At 43.3% G+C, this 24,894-nt stretch carries 14 protein-coding genes, 1 tRNA gene and 1 riboswitch; of the genes, 7 read left to right on the plus strand and 8 right to left on the minus strand.

All coding sequences use genetic code 11. The annotated features are described in order from the left end of the window. Nucleotides 1-280: 280 nt before the first annotated feature. The 7 genes from HYN43_RS22715 to HYN43_RS22745 all read right to left on the minus strand — a co-directional run bounded on the left by HYN43_RS22715 (nt 281) and on the right by HYN43_RS22745 (nt 15,851). On the minus strand, nt 281-2,752 hold the full coding sequence (locus HYN43_RS22715; protein WP_119409082.1) for a TonB-dependent receptor: 2,472 nt from the start codon (nt 2,750-2,752) through the stop codon (nt 281-283). A 317-nt stretch (nt 2,753-3,069) separates the two neighbouring features. Further along, complete coding sequence (locus HYN43_RS22720) at nt 3,070-9,150, minus strand: NACHT domain-containing protein (protein WP_119406213.1); 6,081 nt, start codon at nt 9,148-9,150, stop codon at nt 3,070-3,072. 632 nt (nt 9,151-9,782) lie between these two features. Beyond that, nucleotides 9,783-13,187 carry an ABC transporter permease gene (locus HYN43_RS22725; RefSeq protein ID WP_119406214.1) on the minus strand — a complete coding sequence of 1,135 codons (3,405 nt, stop codon included), beginning with the start codon at nt 13,185-13,187 and terminating at the stop codon, nt 9,783-9,785. 123 nt (nt 13,188-13,310) lie between these two features. After that, nucleotides 13,311-13,718 (minus strand): EthD family reductase, encoded by a 408-nt coding sequence (locus HYN43_RS22730; RefSeq protein ID WP_119406215.1) that lies wholly within the window; start codon nt 13,716-13,718, stop codon nt 13,311-13,313. A gap of 288 nt (nt 13,719-14,006) precedes the next feature. Further along, on the minus strand, nt 14,007-15,044 hold the full coding sequence (gene darG / locus HYN43_RS22735) for a type II toxin-antitoxin system antitoxin DNA ADP-ribosyl glycohydrolase DarG (protein ID WP_119406216.1): 1,038 nt from the start codon (nt 15,042-15,044) through the stop codon (nt 14,007-14,009). 4 nt (nt 15,045-15,048) lie between these two features. Continuing rightward, entirely contained in the window at nt 15,049-15,603 is a 555-nt protein-coding gene (gene darT, locus HYN43_RS22740; protein ID WP_119406217.1) for a type II toxin-antitoxin system toxin DNA ADP-ribosyl transferase DarT, read from the minus strand. A gap of 175 nt (nt 15,604-15,778) precedes the next feature. Beyond that, nucleotides 15,779-15,851, minus strand: a tRNA-Met gene (locus HYN43_RS22745). A gap of 151 nt (nt 15,852-16,002) precedes the next feature. On the opposite strand from HYN43_RS22745, the gene era reads away from it, so the two are divergent. From era to HYN43_RS22765, 4 genes are all read left to right on the plus strand, one after another. Further along, entirely contained in the window at nt 16,003-16,878 is an 876-nt protein-coding gene (gene era / locus HYN43_RS22750) for a GTPase Era (protein WP_119406218.1), read from the plus strand. 162 nt (nt 16,879-17,040) lie between these two features. Further along, nucleotides 17,041-18,342, plus strand: a complete 1,302-nt coding sequence (gene der / locus HYN43_RS22755) for a ribosome biogenesis GTPase Der (protein ID WP_119406219.1) — start codon at nt 17,041-17,043, stop codon at nt 18,340-18,342. A 337-nt stretch (nt 18,343-18,679) separates the two neighbouring features. Next, a complete protein-coding gene (locus HYN43_RS22760; RefSeq protein ID WP_162996588.1) occupies nt 18,680-19,348 on the plus strand; it encodes a hypothetical protein in 669 nt (222 codons plus the stop codon). A 107-nt stretch (nt 19,349-19,455) separates the two neighbouring features. Beyond that, nucleotides 19,456-20,367: an NAD(P)/FAD-dependent oxidoreductase gene (locus tag HYN43_RS22765; protein WP_119406221.1), complete on the plus strand. Its 912-nt coding sequence runs from the start codon at nt 19,456-19,458 to the stop codon at nt 20,365-20,367. A 63-nt stretch (nt 20,368-20,430) separates the two neighbouring features. On the opposite strand, the gene HYN43_RS22770 is transcribed toward HYN43_RS22765, so the two are convergent. Next, entirely contained in the window at nt 20,431-22,017 is a 1,587-nt protein-coding gene (locus tag HYN43_RS22770; protein ID WP_119406222.1) for a S41 family peptidase, read from the minus strand. Nucleotides 22,018-22,122: 105 nt separating this feature from the next. Here HYN43_RS22770 and murQ point away from each other — a divergent pair, with 105 nt between their 5' ends. The 3 genes from murQ (at nt 22,123) to HYN43_RS22785 (ending at nt 24,519) form a co-directional block, all read left to right on the plus strand. Further along, nucleotides 22,123-22,932, plus strand: coding sequence for an N-acetylmuramic acid 6-phosphate etherase (gene murQ / locus HYN43_RS22775; RefSeq protein WP_119406223.1), 810 nt, complete (start codon nt 22,123-22,125; stop codon nt 22,930-22,932). A gap of 103 nt (nt 22,933-23,035) precedes the next feature. After that, nucleotides 23,036-23,602, plus strand: a complete 567-nt coding sequence (locus tag HYN43_RS22780; protein WP_119406224.1) for a hypothetical protein — start codon at nt 23,036-23,038, stop codon at nt 23,600-23,602. 185 nt (nt 23,603-23,787) lie between these two features. Then, nucleotides 23,788-24,519, plus strand: coding sequence for a Bax inhibitor-1/YccA family protein (locus HYN43_RS22785; RefSeq protein ID WP_119406225.1), 732 nt, complete (start codon nt 23,788-23,790; stop codon nt 24,517-24,519). Nucleotides 24,520-24,651: 132 nt separating this feature from the next. Continuing rightward, nucleotides 24,652-24,762: riboswitch (SAM riboswitch) on the plus strand. Nucleotides 24,763-24,894: the final 132 nt, after the last annotated feature.

Genomic DNA, 24,894 nt, shown 5'->3' on the forward strand with positions numbered 1-24,894 from the left:
CATATTAAATTTGAGCGAACCTGCAATGATTTTCTTTATCTCCAGCCTTGCTTAATTAACGTGAATTCGGGATAAGAAAACCTTAATGTCATTTCGATAGAGCCGGGATAAGAAAGCGCGCGGGAGCGAAAGAGAAATCTTCTACGTCCTGCTTTTAAACCATGCATTCGGCTTGCAGGGCGTAGAAGATTTCTCTTTCGCCACCTCACAGTCCTCCCGCCGCTCTATCGAAATGACATTTTTTATTATTTGGAGTGATTTTTCTTATCTCTAACTCCGCTTAGTTACTATTATTGCTGCTCCCCTCCTTCAAATCGTCATTGTTAATAGTTTTCTTAGGCTTCTTAGGTTTTGCCTGCGATAAACCACCAAACTTGTAGCTAAACGTTATTTCAAAGCTGCGGTTGTACATAATGTTTACCGAGTTTTGGTTGATATTGCCCGAGTTAACAACCGTTGGGATATGCAGCCCGTTGGTTAGGAAATTATCGGCACCAATACCGATACTGCCTTTTTTATTGGCAAATTTTCTGTTGATACTGAGGTTATACACCCCAAAGCTACCCTGGTAACCCTGCAACTGAATCTGGCGCGAACGGCGGAACGCAAAGGCCTGTAGCGAGTAATTATCCGAAAGATCATAGCTGCCAAACAAGCGGTAGTTGGCCACCCAGCCACTATTTGAGGCTCGGAAAAGCGGATCGGGATTTTTATTGTCGAGATCTAAATGATACAGATCAAGGCCGCCGTTCAGGTTAAGTTTATTGCTGATAGCAATATTGGCCGAAAGGCTCATGCCATAGGCGTTTTGCTTACCCAGGTTTTGATAACTGGTTTTGATGGTATCGCCGATGGTGCTCCGGATGGTTTGGATAGCATCATTGGTATTACGCATAAAAGCCGAAATATTGAAGTGGTTATTTTTGATATTGGTGCTGTAAGCCAGCTCAAAGTTGTTGGTAAACTCGGGCTGTAAAGCAGGGTTACCGGCACTAATGTTCAGCGGGTTTGAAGCCTGGATATTGGGGTTCAAAAACTCGATAGAAGGGCGCTGGATCCGGCGGTTATAGCCCAGTTTAAGAATATCGCCATTACCGAATTTTTTTGAGATGTTGAGGCTGGGCACCAGGATGCCATAGTCAGGAATATTTACCGCGGCTCCGTTCTGAAAATCGGCATTAATGGTAGTATACTCATAACGCGTACCGGCTTTAACGGTATAGTTTTTAAAGGGATTAAAAGTAAAGGAAGCATAGGCCGATGCCACGTTTTGTTTATAATTAAACGCGTTTGACAAACTGGCCGACGAAACCGGTACGTAGTTAAGCGTACCATCTGCGGCAGTAAGGTAAGTGTAATCGCTGCTTACGGTACGGATAATATCCTTTGCGCCAAACTCAAGCAATTGGTTTTTTGCCAGCGGGGTTTGATAATCGGCCTCGAGGGTAAACTCCCTGTTTATGGCATTATTATCGTTTTTTAAACCTCCGGTTGTTGCTCCGTTAGTTTGATCAAGAAAAATATTCTCAAAATTATTGTCGCGGTTGTTTTGGCTGAATTCGGTAAGGAAACTAAATTCACGATCTGGCTTTTTGCCTGTTAATGTGTATGTTAACGTAGCATCAACCGAGGTTGAGTTATTGGTGATTTTATTGCGCTGCAGGGATGAACTGCTGAGCTGGTTATTAAGATAGCTTTGCGTTAAAAAATCATCCTGTGTAGTGGGGCGATTATTGGCACCCAATACCACACCAAGGCTAAGTGAGTTATGTTCGCTTATATCATAATCAACACCCACATTATAGCGGCCAAATAAATATTTGTTATGCGTATTGGCCGATTGAGTGGTTAAAAAGGTATTGCTTGTTGCCAGATCGGTAACGGTTTGGCTGTTGGTAAAATCGCCGGGGGTATTATAACCCGAGCGGCCGAAACCTCCAAGTGAAAAATTGAGCTTACCGGTTTTGTAATTGCCATTAAGGCCAAGGTTACTGCCCCGCGTACCGGCTGTTGTATTAAGGTTTAACGATAAACCCTGCAAGGTATTTTGCTTCAATATGATGTTGAGGATCCCGCCCGAGCCTTCTGCATCGTATTTTGCCGAAGGCGATGTAATTACCTCCACGCTTTTAATCAAATCGGCAGGGATTTGCTTCAGAGCATCGGCAACACTGGCTGAGGCCATTGCTGAGGGTTTGCCGTTAATAAGCACTTTAATGTTTCCGCTTCCGCGCACGCTTACGTTTCCGTCCAGATCTACCGATACCATAGGCACCCGCTTCATCACATCGGTGGCATCGCCGCCGCGGGTGGTGAGGTCGTTTTCGGCGTTGTACACGGTGCGGTCAATCTTTTCTTCAACCAGAGCCTTTTTGCCGGTAACCTTTACCTCGTTCAGCAAACGGCTGTCCGGACTAAGCAAAACGCGGCCAAGCTTTAATGAACCGCCATCGCCAACTTTTAGGTTAGCGATAGTTTTATCAGCATAACTCAAAAAACTGATTTTTAATTTATAGGTACCGGCAGCCAGTTTCCCGATAGAGAACTTGCCATCGGCTGCGGTTATGGTACCATTAAGGAGTTTGCCGGTTGCCTGGTCATATAACGATATAGTAGCATAATCAACAGGCTTTTGGCTAAGTGAATCGATAACCGTACCGGTTATGGATGAGGAGGCATCTGTACTGAGGCTGCTTGCTTTTGCTGCTGTGAGCGAAAAAAGACACAGCAACAGGATATATAGTTTTTTCATTGTATTTACTGGTTTTACGTGCAAATAAAGCATGGCAAAACCGGCCGGGCAAAAGCAATAGACGGGCGTGCAGAAAAAATCGACCGGGGGTAAATTATCGCTGATTTAAGGAATATGAGATAAAAAGGCCTTTTTTATAGGTAAAAACACGGGCGTTGTCGGCAGATTTTTGCTGTTGGCCGATTAGTGGCTATTATACCGATTGTGCATACTTAGCCTTTATTAGGCTGACAATTTTCATTGCAGTAAATCTTAAACGCGAAACCTTATCAGCTTTACTAAGCCAAAACATACTGCTGATAAACTATATGCCTCAATTATACATTTGCAAAAAAAACAGAATAGCTTTTTCCTATCACAGCAAGTAAAGCCTGGTCAAGCCGCCCATCGTGAACAACCCGGCGTGGTGAATTTGTTGACCCAGAGCCGCCAAGATGTGAAAGTAACCGGATATTCTTCAAATCTGTGGCTGCATTTCTGAGCGCATTTATAATTTCCCTTTGCTTTTTGGCGCTATTTACCTTATTCGCTTTCAAAAAATTAATAAGCAGGTTTGCATAGGCCAGGGTTAAAGAAGCAGGGCTATCACCTTTTAATCTGGCAAAAATCTCATCAATAAAAGATTCACTTATTTCAAAATCCCTGAACCTCGGGAGTAAAAGGAGTGTACGGTTTCTCATCTGTTCATCGGCACCCAAAGCCTGCGGCATAATTTTACTTATCTCAGTAGCATTTAGCCCAGGCAACCGACTCAGTAAAGTAACTGCTGCAACTCTCGACCGGAGTTTACCGTAAGGAATTGCCGCATCCAGAAGTAGCGTTGAAAAACGCACCCCTTGCTCTTCAAGATCAGCTGTCAAAAGTGCAAGCTCATCTCTCTTTCGCTCCGACATTACGCAAAGAACGCTTAACAGTGCATTTCTTAAACTCGTGGAATAAACGTCACACGGCTCGACGGGGAAATTGCCGAGTGAAAGTCGCTGTAAAAATGTATCAAGCTCTTTTACAAGCCAATAAAAAAAGAGCTCAAACAGACGATCGTCGTCAAAATGTTTTTCAACATATTCCCAGCAGTCCTCAGGTGTGGTGTCCTGCCACTGCAGATCTGATGCGGCAATATCGGCACATACCTCGGCAAAACCAAAACTATTGGCCCAGTGCCCGGCGTTAATAGACAAACAATCGGCACGTAGAATCGAAGAAGCCCTATCATGTGGTTTTGTTAATCCTAATTCTGCAATTGCCCGAAGTCCGACATCTACAACCATCTTGTAAGATTCCGTTTCCGGGAGCAAATATGCGGTAACTTTGTTAGATACCGCTTTTTCACGAATGATGTTATGAAGAGAAACGGGAATAACTCCATTTTGATGATAAACAAGTATTCCATAACCTATTATAAATGCGTCATTCCAACTGATCGATCCCTTAATAAGCGAATCGGCAAATGCTTCTAATACCTCATAAGTCCAAGTTCCCCAACCAAAAATATAATGTAACACTGAATAATCTTTCAATGCTTGATGAGAATAACTATTCAACCAGTCAATAACATTTGGGTCGTCAAAATCAACATCGTCAAAATATTTAAATTGCTCTTGGGGTTTTTCAATGCAGTAATCAATAATTTCTTTTAACACATCGAACCCCAACGCCGAAACCGACTGCTTCCTGATCCCACGTTTTATGTCACTAATAGGTCCTCGTAATGCGAAAACAGCACGTGCTCTGGAACCATCGTCACCATATTCAGTTAAATCGAATGTAGGCCGAACCCATGAAGGTTCCGGAATTGGGTTATGCTCAAACATCAGTAAGGCAGCGTGACGGGATAAAAAAATGACGGTTTGATCGGAAATGTTACGTTGCCATTTTTTTTCAATCCAGGATCGTAATACCGGAATTTCTGATGGAGTGGTGCTACTGATCAAAGGCACAACACAGCTAAGTACGTCCCTGGCGGTTTTTGAGTTTATAAACGCAATTGCTTCAACTACCCTTGTGACCGTTTTATTCATGGTTAACCGGCCATCCTCGGCGCGAGTCAACAAAGTTGCCAAAGTTTGGGACAGCGTTTTTGCTTCTGCTTGTACATCTGATTGCAGTTGAAGCCATATATCTTCCCGAGAGCCGAGTTTGTTATCCAGTTTTTTTATAACATTAGCAGCCAAAAATATTGTGAAAGCCTTCCATTCGTCGGTATAAGATAAATTGTCCAAACGACAAATATCGGCAATGATATCAAAATGTGAGCGGGACGAAACTGAAAGAGCCGTATCATCGTTAGATAAAAGCTCTGCTAACTTCCATTTATCGGCCAGGTGAAATTCAACTTCATCAATTGCGGAGAACATTTCGAGCAATCTCTCGAATTCTTCCGGAGACATAGAAAAGCCATCTTCATTCAACGCATCGAGATAGGCCGCCAAGAGTATAATCATCGGAGGGAGATCTTCACGCGCTTTAAAAAGATCAGAGGTTATCTCGTCAAATAACGCCGCTCCAAGTCTGGGATCGTGCATGCCTGAAGTTTCACATAAAAATTGAACAACCGCGCAAAAATAGTTTATAGCAGCTAAATTTGAGTCAAAGCGGGGCGGTGCAATCAGGGTGCCGTCAACGCCGGGTGCAAACCGGATATTTGCAGATTTTATAATTGCTTCACACTGACGGAATATTTCGATCGGCTCGGAAGCAAACTTCATGGTATCCAAACCGACCGCAAGATTATATGTAGCATCGTCACTCCGGCCACATAGCAGCACAGCCCATGCTTCACCCCAAATTGCCAGGTTCATTGGTGAATTAGGCGCACCTTTCCATTTCAACTCAGGTTTAACCGGCTCGCCCGTTGCCTCAATAAGTGCCTCCATCACAAACCTAAAGATTGTAACCGCCTCAGGTTCGGGTAAAGTTGGAAGCCATTGGGCCAATATCGACCAGATGTTCTCTCCTGTTTCGGTCTGATCTGCCTTTTTTTTACTCTCATTATTTCCCTTTGAACGATGCGCAAAACGAACTACCACATCGCGCAACTCATCAACTATCCGGCCACAGTGCCAGTATATGTGCTCTGCAAATACCGAATTACCAGGAAAAGGAGGGGCCTGCCCAATAGCCAATAATGCTATCCAGGCTTCTGCGGCAATCTCAGCTTCATTATCAAGAGCAACAATTTGCCGTAGAAGTTTCACTATTTTTTTGTCACTTTCTCCCGTTATTAAGGCTTTTAACACTGGCAGCAAGGTTTCGGATGGGTCATGCGAAATATTTTCGGTCATAAAATTTACCGGCTCATTAACTAAAGAACGGCGTCCGCCCTGTTGCGTATCCAGGTATACTGCCATATTGTAAACTACATCCTCTCCCCCCCAACGTGGAAGAAATATTTCGGGGGCTTCATTTATACGATTTTCACGAATAGCATCTTGCTGCTGCAAAAAAACAGCCATATCCGCGTATTCTTTTATCCAGCGGGAACATTGAAAATCAGAAAAACCACCGCATAGCGCAATCAGCATTCGTAATGTTGCAGGGCTTTGATTGCGGATTGCCCCGGCAGAGTTAAGCACATGTTGTATTTCTGGCACCTTAAATAATTCAGGACGGGCAACCCGCTCATCATCCGCTCTTTTTTGCTCGCGCCATACATCAAGAGCTCTGTCATAGTTAATTCGTTTTTGAATACTTTCTGAAGCATCTGGCGCAGACAAGTTTGCTAATACCCTTGGTTCCAAATCCTCTTTTTCAAGCACTGCCCGCCGAAGTCCCTGGTGAAGCGGCCATTCCCACGCTTCCTGATCATGCACTCTTGCTTTAGCAAACACCAACAGGATAGGAGGAGTTAACCATCCTCTATCTACAAAAATCCTCGCTAAAGGAGCTCTTAGCACCGAATCATTTTCAATGATATTTGCGGCTTCAATATCAAAGGGGTTATTTCCGTCTGAACCAGACTGTGAGGTTAACCTCCTGCGCAGATTTACCAGGGGCTGGATAAAAAATTTCACGGTTTCGCGAGACGCACCGGATCCAAACCATGTGCTATAGCATGCAACGAGGTTACTGATTATGGGCCCCATCAACTCTAAAATTAAATCATCCGGTAATTCAAGCAATAATGAGGTACTCAGCAGGGCTACCTCTTCCGGCGTTATATCCGAACCTTCTTTTTCCCAGACTGTAAGCAGAGCTTTCATCACTTCTGCCGGCTTTGGCGCAGCTTCATCTGTTTTTGCCCTGATACCTAAATAGCCAAAGGCAAGCAGTAGTGGTTCGCGCCAGCGTTGGCTTAACAAACCTTTATCTACAGAAGCTAACAGCTCGCCTATTTTTGCTGCGGTTTCCCACGATTTTCCGTTATATGTACGGCAGCTTGCCCGGCCGGCCAGGTACTCCTGGAAAGTGAGGTGATGAAACTGGAAAACTCCGGGCGCACTTTCAGAAATAACACCAACATGGGTGCGGATGAGGTTTAGTAAAGCCGATATTGTTTGGGTTACTTCGGCAGCGGGCATTAACATAACCGGCTTGCCTTCTAATTTGCCCAATGCTATTTCAAGCCAGCCGCGTAATTGCTCGCGCGTGGCCCTGGTAAGCACTTCATTGCGCTGCATTTCTAAAGCAATGTACGAAAGCAGCTCTTCTATTTTTCCGGGCTCGAGCAAGCGCTTTACGTAATCATTTTTTTCGGCAACCGATTCGTATGCCAGTTTCCAGCGGTTGGCCATAACGGTTATGGCGCGTTCATAAATTTCAGCCCTTATTCGCGGTAATTCGTTTAAACTATCTTCGGGAAGTAAATCATCCAATACATCTACCGGGGCAGTCAGTTCGCACAATACCTGCAACAAAAGCGGGTTTTTGGCCAACTCCCGAACCGTGGGATTCGAATCGCGCAAAATAATCGCAACCAGCCTATCGGCCATTCCACCATAATTTGGCGTTCTGGGCCTAAATACCATTTCGGCCCAGTTGCGACAATAGTCTTCAATACCTTTTTCATCAAATGGCCGGATGATAAAGTGTTTAAAAGCTTTATCGGTTACCGGGGCAAGTTCATATCCCGCCAGCCTGCTGGTGATAACCATCTGGTTACCCCCAATATCCCCCGGATCTCCGAAGAATTTATCGAGGGTTGGATTAATGTAAGTGCGAAGAAAAATTTGAATTGAATCAACAATCCGGTGCCGGTCCATGGCAGGAACCTCATCCAGGCCGTCAAGTAAAATCACCGTACGTCCGTCCTCTATTTGTTTTATTAAAAACCTGTTGAAATAAACAGCGTTCACAGGGTCTTCCCTTAACAGGTGATTGCCAATAAACCCGGCCAGGGTAAGGTTGCCATCATGCTCCCTGCACGCTTTAGCATAATCCCGGATTGGTATTAATATGGGTAAACGCGTGGTGCCAAACTCAGTCATTCTCCGGATGGATTTAACCTGCCGAAGTTCAAATTCTTCTGTCCAGCCGGCTAACATCTGTTCGGTAATTTTCCAGCATAAAACGGTTTTGCCGCTGCCGGGTCCGCCCCTAACTACAAGGAAACGATTTCGCTGAAAAATACCTTCCAAACTATCGTCTGATAAATTACCTGTTACAAACCTCGCAGTTGCTTCTGTTGGGAGTTGCTCAACTTCTTTTAGTTGTTTTAACTGTTCCTCAATGATCTGATCTGCTGTTTTTTTTGATGTATCGAACCGGATATCAGCAATTTCCGCTTGAATGCGCCGCTTAATCAGCTCTTCTCCTGCCATGATCTCCTCGGTTGTTCGCTCGTCGGCCTTTAACCGCACATAAAGCTGTTGCATGGGTAAAAAACGATCACGACTAACAATTTCTGCGCATTGGCTCCGCAATGTCTCGAGATAGGCTGCCTCAATTTCTCTTGACGTGGGCTCACGCTTTGGTAAATCAATAAATGATAAAGGCTCACTATCTGTCACAAGAAAAGCCGCTATCTCTTCGGCAAGCTGTGTAAGAAAATCATTCTTTTTCTTTTGCGTATCGACCTGATTTAAAGGAGTATTACGTCCTGCCGCAGTTTGAAAATAAGAAAGATATACCTCGGGCGGATAGCTTTCTACAGGATAATCAAATGAAGTCCAGAATAATTTTGCGGCACCCGATTTTGCTTTTCGCTCAATTATCGGCCATTCCACCTGCCTGATATAGGCGCTTTCGATGTAAGATTTGCTGCCAAGCACAAAGTAACCGGCCGCCATTTCAAGCTTATCCCTTATTTCCTTATCCCAAATGGAGCCGGACGGAATTTCGTAGTCCCACCAAATCTCGGCATAGTCATTCACACCTAAATTGTTAAGGCGGTCAACGAGCCTTTTTATTTCCAATCCTTGTGCAAAGGTATGTGAGTATGATATTACAAAAAGCTTTTTCATTTAGGGGGGGATTATCGGTTTGGAGAATAAGCAAGTCGCCTGGGACGTGGAGTTTTTGAATCAAACTTTTTGAAGGAGAATGGCTTGCTATATAAGATCTGGAGTATTTTGCTCTGAAGGGCGTTGCCGGAATCTTCCGTTTCATTGAATTTCGTCTTCCATTCGCGTAGATTGGTCTGTAAATCGACTAAAACATCAATAAGAAGATGCAAAATTGCACTCCTTGCACTTCTATAAAGCGACCGCCTTATTCCCGGGAAAGTAAAAGCTATTTGATGCTTATAACTGTACGGATGCTTTGTAAGCATAAGTTATTGCGAATAAGGTTTAACTTCCTAAATATAAGAAGTTTTCGCTTTAAGAATATAAAAAATAAAAAAGTTTACATTGATATTTTTCCATTTACCTGGAGTTTGCTTAAAACATATTGGAGAGGGCCGGGTGATGGTTTGCGGCCATTGGCGCGAACTGCCATGACACCATATATACTAATTCAAGGCTCTACTAAACCTTCTGTCTCCCAAAAAGCGTTCCGGACTTTTACCCGGAACGTTTAAATAATGTTTAACAAAACCCCATACTAAAAAAGGTGCTCTGAGCTAAGTCTGATTGCTTTTGATAGATGATACCAATCATTCACTCCGCAAACTTTTCACCGGATTGGTCAACGCAGCTTTTATTGCCTGGAAGCTGATAGTAACCAGGGTAATAACGATGGCCGCTATTCCCGATGCAATAAATACCCCCAAACCGATACTAACATGATAGGCATATTTTTGAAGCCAATGCTGCAAAAAGTAAAGCGCAAGAGGCGAAGCAATGAGGCAACTGATGATAACCAGCACTACAAAATCGCGCGAAAGCAGCATCCAAACCTGCGCAATTGATGCGCCTAAAACTTTGCGGATGCCAATCTCTTTGGTACGTTGCTCGGCTACATAAGCGGCCAGGCCAAACAAGCCCAGGCAGGAAATAAATATGGCCAGGGCGGCAAAAACGCCAGCCAGTTTGCCTACAAGTACCTCGAGGTTAAATTTTTGCGCATACTCATCATCTATAAACTTATATTGATAAGGAAAAGCCGGGTTATACTTTTGAAACACCTTGCCTATTTTTTCTATTGCCGTATGTGTATTCACATTTTTTGGCAAACGATAGGTGATTACAAAACCATAAGGGCTATGACCGAAAACAGCCGGAGCCACCGGTGTATAGGGCGATTCCATTAGTGCATCTTTTACCACACCGATAATTTTTACAGGTGTGTTGCCAAAATTAACTTTTATAAGCCGGTTAACCGGATCTTGAAGGCCGATACGGTTTACGAAAGCTTCATTTACGATCACATTCGAGGTGTCGCTCTTCCAGGTGCCCGTAAAATTGTGTCCTTCGGCAAAGGTTATGCCCAGGGTTTTAAAATAATCATCCGATACCCATATCGCACCAATATTCACCTGTTCGTCTCCGGCATTCTTGCCGGGCCATTTCTCCAGCGAAAAATGGCTGTATACCTGCGTTGCCGGCGATGTTGATGATGCTACGCTCTCTACCAGGCCTAATGATAGCAGTTCATTTTTCAAAGCCTCATAATGTGGGGAAAGATCGCCGTTCATATCAGTCATTACCAAACGGTTGGCATTGTAGCCGGTTGGGCGATCTTTCACAAATTGTATTTGCTGGTAAACAATTACGGTACTGATAATCAATGCTACCGAGCAGGTAAATTGTACAACCACCAATATTTTACGGGGCAGCGTTGCGGCTTTGCCTATCCGGATACTTCCTTTCAGCACTTTTACGGGGCTAAATGAAGAAAGGTAAAACGCAGGCCTGCTTCCGGCGGCTAAGCCGGTTAACAGCACAAAGGCAATCATGATACACCAAAAAGCCACGTTGCCATAGGGGATTTGGATGTATGAGCCTGTTAAAGCGTTGAAAGACGGAAGCGCCAGTTGAACAAAAAGAAGGCACAACAGAAATGATATAGACGTGATTAATACCGACTCGAGCAAAAACTGGTAAACGAGGTCAATGCGCCCGGAGCCGATAGCTTTGCGAACACCAACTTCGCGCGCCCGTTTTTCTGATCGGGCGGTTGAAAGGTTCATGAAATTAATACAGGCTATTGCCAATACCAGGATGCCGATAATACCGAACAATCGTACGTAATCCACAAATCCGCCGGCCACTTTTCCGTTTTTAAAATCATTGTACAGGTGCCAGTCGGCCAGGGGATGCATAAATACCTCTGGCTTAAGTGATCGCATCTCCGGGCTTCTTTTATCAACCAGATCCCTTATTTTCGGTGCAATCTGTGCATAATTTACGCCAGGTTGCAAGGCCACATAAGCCGAAAATGAATTATACGTCCACTTGGTACGCCCTTCCTTTATCCACCCCTGGGTTGCTTCACTGTAGGCAAATGGCGTTAAATAATTAAATTTAAGCGTTGCGTTTGCCGGCAGATCTTTAATAACGCCGGTAACGGTCATGTTTTGCGCATTATCAAAACGCACTGCCTTTCCCATCGGGTCGGCATAGCCAAATAATGCTTTAGCTGTCGATTCTGTAATAACGATGGAATAGGTATCCTTCAAAGCCGAGTTGGCATCTCCCTTCACAAAAGGATATTGAAATATTTTAAAAAAATCGGGACCGGCGGCACCGCCTTCCAGGTACAGCTTTTTATCACCCACCAACAAACCATGGTTCATCCGGCCTATATTGTCGGTCTCGGCCACATACTGCACACCCGGAATTTCCTTTCGCAACACATCAACCAGCGGCAGCGCTATGGATGTTTGGGTAGATGTACCATTGTGCTGTGAAGTGAGGTTCATTTCTACCTGGTACAACCGGGCATAATCGGGCAAAAACCGGTCGTACAAATATTGATCAGTTACCCATAAACCAATCAGCAGCGCCACCGCCATACCGGCTGCGAGCCCAACAATGTTCAGAGCGCTGTAAACTTTGTTATACAGCATATTGCGCCATGCAATTTTCAGATAATTACGAAACATATAATTGCGGTTTAATTTATCACCAGCCCATACAGGATTGGTTTTATGATCCGAAATTATAGCTGCAGTTGGTGCCAGGCGCTTCAAATCATGATTTGGGCGCTTATTTTTCAGCTCAGTCTTATATTCTGCCGGGCTTTTGCCTGTAATTTGTTTAAAGGTGCGGTTAAAAGTAGATTTTGAATTGAAGCCACAATCGTAAGCGATGCCCAAAAGGGTTATCCTATCGTACCCCGGATCCCTCATTTTCCGGATGACATCCTGGATCCGGAATTCATTAACAAAATCATTAAAGTTTTTTCGCAGGCCGGTATTGATGATTTTCGATAGTTCGTGGATAGAGATGCCAAGTGTTTTGGCCAGCGAGTTTAAGTTGAGTTCTGCATCCTGGTAATACCGGTGCGTTTTCATTTGATGCCGCAGCCAATAGCCTTTTTGAATCAGCTTATCTGTCGATGACAGATCCACCCGTAACGATTGCCTGCCGGATAGCTTATTAACATCTGCCTTTGCAGAATATTTAACCAGTTTTGAGCAGCGATACAAATAGATAGCAATTGAAATGCAGGCCAGTAATTGCAGCACCGGGCTCCATTGCTTATACACCGGAGTATTATAGGTGGCTGCATCAGAGTTTGCGCTTTGAATAACTTCCACTATATGTAAGCCCAGCTCCGGTAATAAGGGACTGAAATGCCACAGTTCTTTAGTTTTAAACGTCTCTTCGGGCAGGGCTATGCTCCTAACAAAAAAGAATATCAGCGGGCCAAGGCTAAGGAAAAACCGGGTGGGTAACCAGCTCCATTGTTTAAAATGATTTTCAGGTTGGGTGTTGATACAAACCGTTCCGATCAGCCAAAGTAAAATTATGATCAGTATAAGAGCAAGCAGGCGATTAACGTTTTTGTTGTTTTTAGGAGAAAACCATAGCCGTAGGCTAACGGCCAGCCATACGGACGCAGCCAACAGGAAAAGCAACGCTGGTGTGCTAATAAAAAGTTGATAACGGATCATTCGGTTATTTACCTCAAGTCTTGTTCCACACCAACAATAAACTTATTTACAACACTTTACAAAAACGAACCCTGCAAACTTTGTAACGATACCGAACATCGATTGTCCGGTATCGAATTATGCTTACTTAATCACCTCACTTACCAAAATCACCGGACTGATATTGGTGTAGTTTGTAAAATCGGCCCGAATGGCATCCCTATTTGGTGCGATAGCTGCCTGGTAATCGCTCAGGCTTTTTACATAAAAAGTGCCGATTGCCATAAAAGGCAACGGCTGGTTAGGAATACCACTGGCAATTCCTTTTTCGATGGTGTATTTAACCAAATTTGAGCCCAAAAAACCGGCTACCATCGGCATGTGCTTTGTTTCATAATACTCCATATTGAAGGTTTTACCTTCGGCATACGGGTACATGACAGATATTTTAATTAAGCCTTTTTCAACAATAGCAGGATTCGGCTTTTCCTGGCCAAACGCGGTAAGCCATGTGATTAACGCGAAAAATGATAAAACTATCCTTAATTTCATAACTGGTTTATTTAACTGCTAAAATTCTCAATTTTAACACATTAAACAAATGATAAATGTTGTCTTTTTCGCAAACACTATGCTGACTAAAATTTAGAGGTTTTGAACCGTAGTTCTTCGCCTTAGGCGTTTAGTTACTATAATCAAACTTCAACAGGTCATCACCTTACTGCTTAAAGTTTAATTTCCTCAAACGGGCATGCCGGATAATTGCACACGTAACAAACAAAGCCTCAAATCTTTCGACCTGAGGCTTTTTACTTTGTAGCGGGAGTAGCACTCGAATTGCTATTCTAAATTATATCCTTCAAGCCTTGCTATTGCCTGTTCAATAAATCTTTTATTCGAAAACATGGTTTGCTTTCTGTTGCTCCAATCTTTCAAATGTGTTAGTATCTCATCTAAATTTTTAGTTTTAAACTTTAACGATAGAAAGTCTATGGTAGATAAGAGTTCTAACCCAAAAGCCGAATAAAATCCCGATAAAAAATCTTTAGTTTTATTTACGATATCAAGATATCTGAGATTGGGTTCCTGGTTCAGGTATGCTAAGACATCTGCTTCCGCGTCCATCATAATTCCTAATTCTTCAAAAGGCTTTTTATCCATGGCGCTATAGCCGGTAATGTAGCTTCCATTAAGATAATAAAGCACGCGTCGTACTTTTCCTGAATACGGGCCATAAAAATTAGGCTCGAAGGTTAACTTAAACTCATTTTTTGCTCCAAAGCGTTGTAAAAAATAAGCAACTTTCTCGGCTGCGAACTCAGATACAAACTCCCCGCTTTTGGCTAAGTCAAATAAAACGGCTAATAACATGGCTCTTGCGGGGGTTAGTTTTGCGCGTTCTTCTTTCATGGCCTCTTTAATCACAGCATTAGGTAAGTACACCAGTATATCACTGTCTGTATTCTTTAATGCTGCCTCTATCAGGCTTTGTACCTTGGCCCATTCCAACCCGCCATGCCCGGTGCCTAATGGAGGTATAGCGATAGATTTGAGTTGTTTTTCTTGTATAAGTGACGCTAATCGTTTTAAACCTGTTTCAATATAACTGTACTCCGATGGTTTACGCCAATCTGTTTTTGTAGGCAGGTCAATAATTATTTTTTTGCCATACAGCAGCGAATCATCTTCAGTAACTATCAAATCGCCTATTTTGAAGCTTTTGCTCTTACATGCTTGTTGATAAACCTTGAAATTGTGAGGAAATTCTTTTTTAAACTGCAAAGCCAAACCTTTTCCCATAACCCCAACAGTGTTTACAGTGTTTACCAAAGCATCAGCTTCACTTTCTAATATATTACCTTCGGTATATCTGATCATTCTTTCAAAAATAGTAACTTGGTTTAACCGCTATTTTACCTTTATCAATGCCCAGTTTCAATAACTTTTGCTCTACATTTTCATTATAAACAACAAAGCCTAATATGGCACTTGCAGGTATATCTCCTAATACCAAAAACTCAGCTTCCTTTCTTCTTTTTAAATCAAGATCATTTTCATCTCGCCAATAACGTGCATTTACTGCCTGCATATCAATTATTTCGGCGATACTACCAACATCTGTTCCATCAAAAAAATCGGTCAGATCACTTACCGCATGTCCATTCGAAAATACAAACTCAAGTTGATGTTCAAGTATCTGCTCAACGCTCGTGATACAATATATAACATCTTCTGATGATGTTTGCTTTAAATTATATAACACACTTTGCGCACCAAGTTTTATTACATAAAGCATTGGCATTCTTGGACCGAAATAAAATGGAATGTAATCTCCCAAAGTATTGCCGTTTGACAAAAAAACATTTTCTCTTTTTGATATTAAGCCACCGGCACCGATCGAAACATAATTTTCATTGCTATTTTGCTGAACGTTGATGAGTTATTCCGTTTGCAAGAATATGCGGAATATTCCCAACATGCGTCATTCTATATAAATATATCTTTTTCAGCGTCTTTTGGTAAGTACTGAAAAATATACTCAATACCTTGAAAACGCAACTCGAACTCAACAAAAAAGCCTCAGATTTTTCAACCCAAGGCTTTTTACTTTGTAGCGGGAGCAGGACTCGAACCTACGACCTTCGGGTTATGAGCCCGACGAGCTACCAACTGCTCCATCCCGCACTGTATTAATGTGCTATATATTTTAAGATCCGGCCATAACCCCGGAAAGGTCCTTCCAATTATCAAAATGCAAATTTGCACTCCGTTTTAATTGGACTGCAAAGATATAATTCGTTTCTTTGCAGTCCAAATATATTTTTAATTATTTTTTATGGCTCATCAGGCAGGTTTTGTAAGTATAATAGGTAAGCCCAACGCGGGGAAATCAACCCTTATGAATGCGCTGGTGGGCGAAAAAATGTCAATTATCACCCCTAAAGCACAAACTACGCGTCACCGTATTTTGGGAATTGTGAATGATGAAAACTACCAGATCGTATTTTCGGATACGCCGGGTGTGATCAAACCGCACTATGCTTTGCACGAAAGCATGATGCACCAGGTGGATGGCTCGATTGTGGATGCCGACCTGATCCTCCTCGTTACCGATATCTACGAAGAATACGACGAAGCCGACGTATTGCGAAAACTTGAAAAATCTGATGCACCTCTCGCCATCCTCATCAACAAAATTGACCAAAGCGATGAGGAAACCGTTAAAAAGAAAGTTGAATTTTGGCAGGAAAAACTGAACCCGAAAGCCATTTTCGCTATCTCGGCTTTGCATGGTCACAATATCAAAGCCATTATGGATTTTGTGATCGAGAACCTTCCCGAGCACCCGGCCTATTACGAAAAAGATGCATTGACTGATCGTAACGACCGTTTCTTCGCTTCGGAGATGATCCGCGAGCAGGTGTTTAAGCAATACAAAAAAGAAATTCCTTATAGCACCGAGGTTATCGTTACTTCATTTTTAGAAGGCGAAAAACTTTACCGCATCAGTGCAGAGATCATTGTTGAGCGCGAATCACAAAAAAATATCCTCATCGGTAAAAACGGCGAAATGCTGAAGATTGTGGGCACCTACGCCCGCCGATCGATGGAAGACTTTTTCCAACGCAAAATTTTCCTCGAAACTTTCGTGAAAGTAATTCCCGATTGGCGCGACAAGAAAAACTACCTGAAACAATTCGGGTACGAATAAGAAGGATAGAATCAAGACTTTTAGAATCAGGATGCAGGATTGTTCCGGTATCTTGATCTACCATTAATAAAAATTTAAAATTTCGTAGAAGCAGCGGTTAAGTTAAATAGATTTGTATTCCTGAATCTTGATTTCTTGCATCCTGACTCTTAACAAAAAAATATGAGTAACATAGTAGCCATTGTGGGCAGGCCCAACGTAGGCAAATCAACATTATATAACCGCTTAACCGAAAGCCGTAAAGCTATTGTAGACGACTTTAGCGGTGTTACCCGCGACAGGCATTACGGCCTGGCCGAGTGGCTTAACCATAATTTTACCGTTATTGATACCGGAGGCTACGTAGCCAACTCCGACGATGTTTTTGAAGCCGCCATTCGCGAGCAGGTAGATATCGCCATTGAAGAAGCTACCGTGGTGTTGTTTGTGGTTGATGTAACTACCGGCATTACCGATCTGGATGATGATATTGCCAACCGTCTGCGCAAAAGCAAAAAGCCTGTTTTTGTGGTGGTAAATAAACTGGATAACAACAACCAGGTTGCCGATGCCATGGTATTTTACAGCCTTGGCCTTGGTGAGATTTTCACTATCTCATCTATGACAGGCTCTGGCACCGGCGAGCTTCTGGACGAAGTGGTAAAACACTTTGAAGAAGAAGAGCTGGAAGAAAATACCCGCCCTAAATACGCCATTGTTGGCCGTCCTAACGTGGGTAAATCATCTATCATCAATGCCCTGATAGGTAAAGACCGTAACATAGTTACCCCAATTGCAGGTACTACCCGCGATTCGATCCATATCCACTATAACCAGTACGGACATGATTTTATGCTGGTTGATACCGCCGGTTTGCGTAAAAAAACCAAGGTGAAGGAAAACATCGAGTTTTACTCGGTAATGCGTACCATCAAAGCCCTGGAAGAAGCCGATGTAGTGATTTTGATGATCGACGCTGTTGAAGGTTTTGAATCGCAGGATATCAACATCTTCCACCTGGCCGAGAAGAATAAAAAAGGCATCGTTATCGTGGTGAACAAATGGGATCTGATCGAGAAAAACAGCAAAACCATTAAAGTTTTTGAAGAGCAGATCCGCGATAAAATTGCTCCTTTTACCGATGTGCCTATCGTGTTTACTTCGGTAACCGAAAAACAAAGGGTATTAAAAGTGATTGATGTAGCCAACCAGGTTTACCAAAACCGCGCCCGCAAAATCCCTACTTCAAAACTGAACGAGGTGATGTTGCCTATTATCGAAAACTATCCCCCACCATCAATAAAAGGCAAATACGTTAAAATTAAATACATTACCCAAATTGCAGGCACGTCGCCAATGTTCGCGTTTTTCTGCAATTTGCCGCAGTATGTAAAAGAGCCGTACTACCGTTTTATTGAAAATAAACTGCGCGAACATTTCGATTTTTCGGGTGCGCCGGTACAGGTTTGGTTTAGGCAGAAGTAATAAACGGTCTCCATACGTCATTGCGAGGTACGAAGCAATCCCCTATTTGCAGGTCCGCCCTGTATAGTTCACGATTGCTTCGTTCCTACCCATGACAAGTTAAAAAACGTTGTCATCCTGAGCGATAGCGAAGGATCTTCTTCAACAAGCATGGCCGCTATACAGAGCGAAGAAGATGCTTCGTTCATCAGGATGACAAAATGGTGATGCCATATCTCCTTCAGATGCCTCGGCGTTTACTTACTCACAATGACATGTTGTAAGAATTTACCACCTCCCTGTTACACATCCCTCTCACTTTGCGTAATACACTCTAAACCTCAATACTTTACGCTTCATGAAAAAGTTTTACTGTTTAGTGCTACTGGCATTAATGACCTTTGCTTCGTGCAAAAAAGGCGAACTTTCGGGTAATTATGGCGAAGATAACGGCTGCATCAACCGCGTTAAACGCGATTACAGCGATAGCAATAAAACCGAGCTGGCAGCGGCGGTAAGCCTGCTGCAAAAAAATAACATTTCGCTTAATGGACTGGTGATAACCCGCGTTATTTTAAACGACAGTATTACCACCAATGGCCCGCTTACCATATACCAACATGTTGTTGCTTCCGAAGAAAGCAAAGGTTTACCAATCTTTAACTCCGGAATGGGCTATCATTTCAGGGATGGCACTTATTATCTGCTTAGCGGCAGGCGCTACGGCACGCTTAACCTCGATACAAAAGCTTCGGCTACCTTACCGCAGATCCGCAAGATCTTTATTGATGCTTTTAATAAAGATGGTTACAAAGATGGCCATGTAGACGCTTCATCATGTGTACGTGCCGAATTTGGGTATTACAACTTGGCACAGGATACACCCGATCAGCCTCACTTTGTAAAAGCATGGAAAATTACTTTTAACAACTGGGATTATCCGGAAGCCTATATCCAGGATGATAACCGTAAACTACTATCGTACTTTAATGGTATTATGACAGTGGTTAACGCTAATAAATGGTGATATCATAACCACTCGTTCTTTGTCACATCAAAAACACAAAATGCAACTAAGTTGCATTTTGTGTTTTTACCATATACTTTTACCAGCATTATAAACTCCAATTGTATATGAAGGATTTTGATGTGATCATTATAGGCGGCAGCAGCGCAGGTTTATCGGCAGGAATGGCTTTGGGACGTGCCGCAAGGAACGTGTTAATTATTGATAGCGGCAAACCCTGCAACCAGCCAACGCCACACTCCCACAACTTTTTCACTCGCGATGGTCAAACTCCACAGGAAATTTTAAGCATAGCCCGCGAACAAACTTTGAAATATCCCAGTATTAGATTGCTCAATGGTGAGGCAATCCAAGCTAAAACGAGCGAAGAAGGCTTCGAAATAAAAATTGCTTCAGGAGAGATATTTAAAGCTAAAAAGTTAATTCTTGCGTATGGCATTAAAGATCAGCTGCCCAGTATTCCGGGCTTTGCCAAATGCTGGGGCGTATCGGTTATCCATTGCCCCTATTGCCATGGTTACGAATACAAAGATCAACCAACAGGTATATTCGCTAACGGCGAGATAGGTTTTGAACTGGCTAAACTCATCTCTAACTGGACAAAAAATCTTACTGTTTTCACCAATGGCAAATTTACCATTAGTGCCGAACAGGAAAAGATCATCCGCGACAACAACATCAATATTATTGAAGATGAGATCACTGCGTTTGCTCACACTAACGGCTACCTCAACAGCATTCGCCTAAAAAATGGCGAGGAAATAAAATTGAATGCCTTGTACGCAAGGGTTCCGTTTGTGCAGCATAGCGACATTGCACAGCAATTAGGTTGTGAAGTAAACAAGCCGGGTTATATAGTGGTTGAGGGTAAACAGAAAACCACTGTTTCCGGAGTTTTCGCCTGCGGTGATAACTCATCGGGAATTCGCTCAATTGCTAACGCTGTTAACAGTGGTACACTGGCTGGAGTTATGGCTAATTTGGAATTGACTGAAGAGGTTTTCCTGACCAGGAGGTAGACTTACAAAAGATAGCCTTACGAAGTTTTGAAAACTTCGTAAGGCTGAAAAGCTGTTATCCCGCTACTGCTCCAAGCCCTTCTTAAACGTCACGTCATCAGCATTAACCACTTTAAAGTAAGCATTATCGCCCCATTTAAAGCGGGCGGTGTGTGCTTTAAGAATAGTTTTTATTGGCTCGCGCGATATCATTACTTCGTGCGAATCCATTTCTTTGATGGTTTGCGATGCATACAGGATAAACCTGTCTACATCATCGTTGGTAACGGTATACTGTTTTAAAAAAGCGTCTTCAGTAGGATATTCTTTCAATAATTGCTGCTGCCTGTCAATCACATAAGCGGTAAACAATTGCTGCTGGCTCAAATCCTGAATCAGCATGGTGCTCCGGGTAGTATCGGCAGGTACAAAAACGTCGGGCATAATACCGCCGCCGCTAAAAACCTTACGCCCGCTTGAGGTATGATAGTTGGATGGTGATTTGAAAATGCTATCGTTCAGGTTGCTTTGCTCTGAAAAAAGCTCGCCTTTTTGCATGCGTTGGGCAAGCTCGCTCCGGTAGCTGTCTACACCGTTTTTGTATGATTTTTGGATGGAACGCCCCGATGGCGTATAATACCTGGCCACAGTAAGATTCACTGCCGACCCATCTTCAAAACCAAACTGTTGCTGCACAAGGCCTTTACCAAATGAACGGCGACCAACAATGGTTGCCCTGTCCAGATCCTGCAGCGCGCCAGCCAATATTTCGCTGGCAGAAGCCGAATACTCGTCTATCAGTACCACAACTTTACCATTCTGAAACATGCCCGAATCTGTAGCGAAATAATCGGTACGCGGTTCATGAATGCCTTTAGTATAAACTATCAGCTTTTTACCGGTTAAAAACTCATCGGCCAATGATGTAGCTGCATTAAGATAGCCTCCGCCGTTACCGCGCAGGTCGAGCATTAGCTTATCCATCCCGTCAACTTTCAGGTTGGTTAGCGCTTTTCTGAAATCAACATCGGTAGTGGCCGAAAACTTGCTGATTTTGATATAGCCGGTTTTGGCATCGGCCATGTAAGCTGCGTCAACGCTGCTCAGGTCAACGTGGCCGCGTTTAATATCTATCACTTTAGGTTTGGTGCTTAGCGGTAGAATCACACCAAGTTTCAAGGCCGAATCAGCATCGCCCCTGAAAACCTTATTGATCCTTTTGGTGGTAATGTTTGTTCCCGAAAACTTCTCGCCATCTACACTCACCACTTTGCTGCCAACCAGTAATCCGGCTTTTTCGGCAGGGCCTCCGGCATATACCTGGGTGATAATCAGCGTATCTCGCAGCACCTGATATTCAATGCCTATGCCGTTAAAACCACCGTCCAAACGTTCGTTAATGGATTGTGCCTGCTGTTGCGGTAAGTAAAGCGAATGCGGATCGAGGTTCTGGAGCAGGTTGTTTACCGATACACCCTCGATGCTGTCAATGTTAACGCTATCAACATAGTTACGATCAACCAGTTGCAGCACTTTGGCTATTTTGCTGTTGTTGGCAAATGAAAGGCCGAGGTTATGGGTAGCAAAATCCCTGTTAAGCAATAAGCCTATCATGATCCCCAAAAATAGCAGGATTGTTGTCCGGAAAATTACACCCGCGGTCCTCTTCATAGTTATGATACAAAGTTAACAAATGCAGGGCCAATAATTTTTGCCTGCGCCTTTGCATTTGATGTTTTTTACCGAATTTTGTTATAAATTATTTGAAAATAGCCTATGGAAACCACCACCGAAAGGGAATCGCACTATAAAAACCTCGAAAAACAAACCGTAAGGGAAATTTTAGAGAACATTAATAATGAGGATAAAACCGTTCCGCTGGCTGTAGAAAAGTCGTTACCGCAGATAGAAGCACTCGCTTCCATTACTGCCGAAAAGATGAAAGCCGGAGGCCGGTTGTTTTACATAGGCGCAGGTACCAGTGGCCGTTTGGGTGTGGTTGACGCTTCAGAATGCCCGCCAACTTTTGGTGTTCCGTTTGATATGGTGGTAGGATTAATCGCCGGCGGCGATGGTGCTATCCGCAAGGCTGTTGAATTTGCCGAGGATGATACTGTACAGGCCTGGGCCGATTTGCAGGCTTATGATGTTAATAATAAAGATGTGGTGGTAGGCATAGCGGCATCGGGCACTACACCTTACGTTATCGGTGGTTTAAAAACCGCTAATGAGCACAATATAGTTACCGGCTGCATTGTTTGTAATAGCGGCAGCCCGGTGGCGGCCGCGGCGCAGTACCCGGTTGAGGTGGTAACCGGCCCGGAGTTTTTAACCGGATCAACCCGGATGAAGGCCGGTACCGCGCAAAAATTGGTTTTAAATATGCTGAGCACAAGCGTAATGATCCAGCTTGGCCGCGTAAAAGGGAACAGGATGGTTGATATGCAGCTCAGCAACAACAAACTGGTGAACAGGGGCACCCACATGGTAATGGAAGCAACCGGCCTAAGCGAAGAAGATGCAGCCGGACTACTGAAACAATACGGCAGCGTACGGAGCGCTGTTGATCATTATTTTAAAAAATAGTTTCGATGTGCGAATGTGCAAATTTCAGATGTGCAGATGATTTTGATTTGCATATGCCAATTTGCACATCTGCACATTTGAAATCTGAAATCGAATAAAAACAATGCACGAGATTGAACCATATTACCGCTGGAGAGACGATTACGTAGCATCGGAAGATGAATTTTCGCCTTTTTACGCTACAGAATACAGCGAGTTTGAATTTGATAAGCAGGTATACAACTACCTGCTGCACCCTCAATGGGATTCGTTCGGCTCTAATACCCTTTATTTAAAAGTGCTTTTTGCCGATTATGAAAAAGGTTACACCATTATTGAACTGATTGGCGAATGGAACGATGCCATCAACAACGATATCATGCTGCTAAAGCGCGAATTGTTAGACCTGATGATAGATAACGGCATCAGCCATTTTATCCTGATAGGCGAAAACGTGCTCAACTTCCACTCAAGCGACGACTGTTACTACGAAGAGTGGTTTCAGGATGTGGAAGATGGCTGGATAGCCGGAATCAACTTCCGAGAACACGTGATAGAGGAATTTAAACGCAATAACATCGATTACTACATCAACTTTGGCGGCGAGCTGGATAATCTGGGCTGGCGCACTTTGAAACCTATACAGGTTTTTAAAAAGGTGGAAGAGCAGTTGATGCGTCGTTTAAACTAACGCATCCAAAAGCGTTTCCCCACCACGTCATTGCGAGGCACGAAGCAATCCCCGATTAGCAGGTCCGCCCTGTATAGTTCGCGATTGCTTCGTTCCACGCAATGACGTGGCGGAGAAGCAGCCTCGCATCTTCACCCTACATTCACCTTTTATTTATATATTCGTACTATAATTTTTAACACAAAATGGAATTTAAAGATTCAAAATACAACTACGATAACATTATCGAAGTTCAGGATCAATCAGAAGTTGATTCACGTAGGTTTATGGCCGGCGTTTTCAGCTGGATGGGCGTGGCGCTTGGTGTTTCGGCAATCACGGTATACCTGTTTTTAAACATGGGCCTGATTAGCCTTATCGTTGCACCAACAGGCGGCTTAACAGGTTTCGGTTTGTTCGCCATTTTTTCGCCGCTTGCATTTTCGCTGGTGATGCAGTTTGGTTACAACCGCATATCTTACCCAATTTTGGTATTGCTTTTTGTGGCTTACGCTACGCTGATCGGTATTAGCTTAAGCCTCATATTTCTGGTTTATACATCAGCTTCAATATTAGGCGTTTTCATTACAGCAGCAGTAACTTTTGGTATTATGGCTGTTGCCGGTTATAACACTAATATGGATTTAACCCGTTTCGGCTCGATCATGTATATCCTGTTTGTCGGCATATTCGTAGCTTCATTAGCTAACTTCTTTATGCACAGCGAGCAAATGAGCTACATCATCAGCTACATTGGCATAGCGGTATTTACCGGCTTAACTGCCTACTACATGCAAATGCTTAAACGCATTGGCGCAGGTATTGAGTACGGAGATGCAAGCTCTAAAAAACTGGCGCTGATGGGTGCATTAACATTGTACATCACCCTAATCAACCTGTTTTTCATGATCCTCCGTGTATTCGGCAGAAGAAGATAATTTCGCAAAGAAACCCAATCAAAAGCTGCCTCCAAAAAAGGCGGCTTTTTTTGTTTAACAATGTGGCTTAGCTATGATACAAGCCCGGTGTTATACACTTGCAAATGACAACTTTATTGCGCAACTTTGCGGTGCTTATGGAGAAAGACGGAGGGATTAGACCCTGCGATGTCTTAGCAACCTGTGGCTTTCACAAGGTGCTACATTCTACCAGGCAGCAATTTGCGCCCGGACAGATAAGCGAAAGTCATGATAACACCCGACTTTTCGAGATAAGCTTTTTATTTATTAGTGATTAGAGTGATTTTTTTGATTACACTGATTTGATACACATTGGCCGACTATTTCCGTAACCAGATAATAGTTCCCTGTCCA

The organism is Mucilaginibacter celer (assembly GCF_003576455.2).
GTDB classification, from domain to species: Bacteria; Bacteroidota; Bacteroidia; order Sphingobacteriales; family Sphingobacteriaceae; genus Mucilaginibacter; species Mucilaginibacter celer.

Excerpts from the sequence above, each read along its gene's own strand:
- HYN43_RS22715 (WP_119409082.1), bottom strand. The coding sequence starts at position 2,752 with ATGAAAAAACTATATATCCTGTTGCTGTGTCTTTTTTCGCTCACAGCA.
- HYN43_RS22765 (WP_119406221.1), top strand. The coding sequence starts at position 19,456 with ATGAAGGATTTTGATGTGATCATTATAGGCGGCAGCAGCGCAGGTTTA.
- HYN43_RS22730 (WP_119406215.1), bottom strand. The coding sequence starts at position 13,718 with ATGAAATTAAGGATAGTTTTATCATTTTTCGCGTTAATCACATGGCTT.
- HYN43_RS22780 (WP_119406224.1), top strand. The coding sequence starts at position 23,036 with ATGCACGAGATTGAACCATATTACCGCTGGAGAGACGATTACGTAGCA.
- HYN43_RS22770 (WP_119406222.1), bottom strand. The coding sequence starts at position 22,017 with ATGAAGAGGACCGCGGGTGTAATTTTCCGGACAACAATCCTGCTATTT.
- murQ (WP_119406223.1), top strand. The coding sequence starts at position 22,123 with ATGGAAACCACCACCGAAAGGGAATCGCACTATAAAAACCTCGAAAAA.
- darG (WP_119406216.1), bottom strand. The coding sequence starts at position 15,044 with ATGATCAGATATACCGAAGGTAATATATTAGAAAGTGAAGCTGATGCT.
- HYN43_RS22760 (WP_162996588.1), top strand. The coding sequence starts at position 18,680 with ATGAAAAAGTTTTACTGTTTAGTGCTACTGGCATTAATGACCTTTGCT.
- HYN43_RS22725 (WP_119406214.1), bottom strand. The coding sequence starts at position 13,187 with ATGATCCGTTATCAACTTTTTATTAGCACACCAGCGTTGCTTTTCCTG.
- HYN43_RS22720 (WP_119406213.1), bottom strand. The coding sequence starts at position 9,150 with ATGAAAAAGCTTTTTGTAATATCATACTCACATACCTTTGCACAAGGA.
- der (WP_119406219.1), top strand. The coding sequence starts at position 17,041 with ATGAGTAACATAGTAGCCATTGTGGGCAGGCCCAACGTAGGCAAATCA.
- era (WP_119406218.1), top strand. The coding sequence starts at position 16,003 with ATGGCTCATCAGGCAGGTTTTGTAAGTATAATAGGTAAGCCCAACGCG.
- HYN43_RS22785 (WP_119406225.1), top strand. The coding sequence starts at position 23,788 with ATGGAATTTAAAGATTCAAAATACAACTACGATAACATTATCGAAGTT.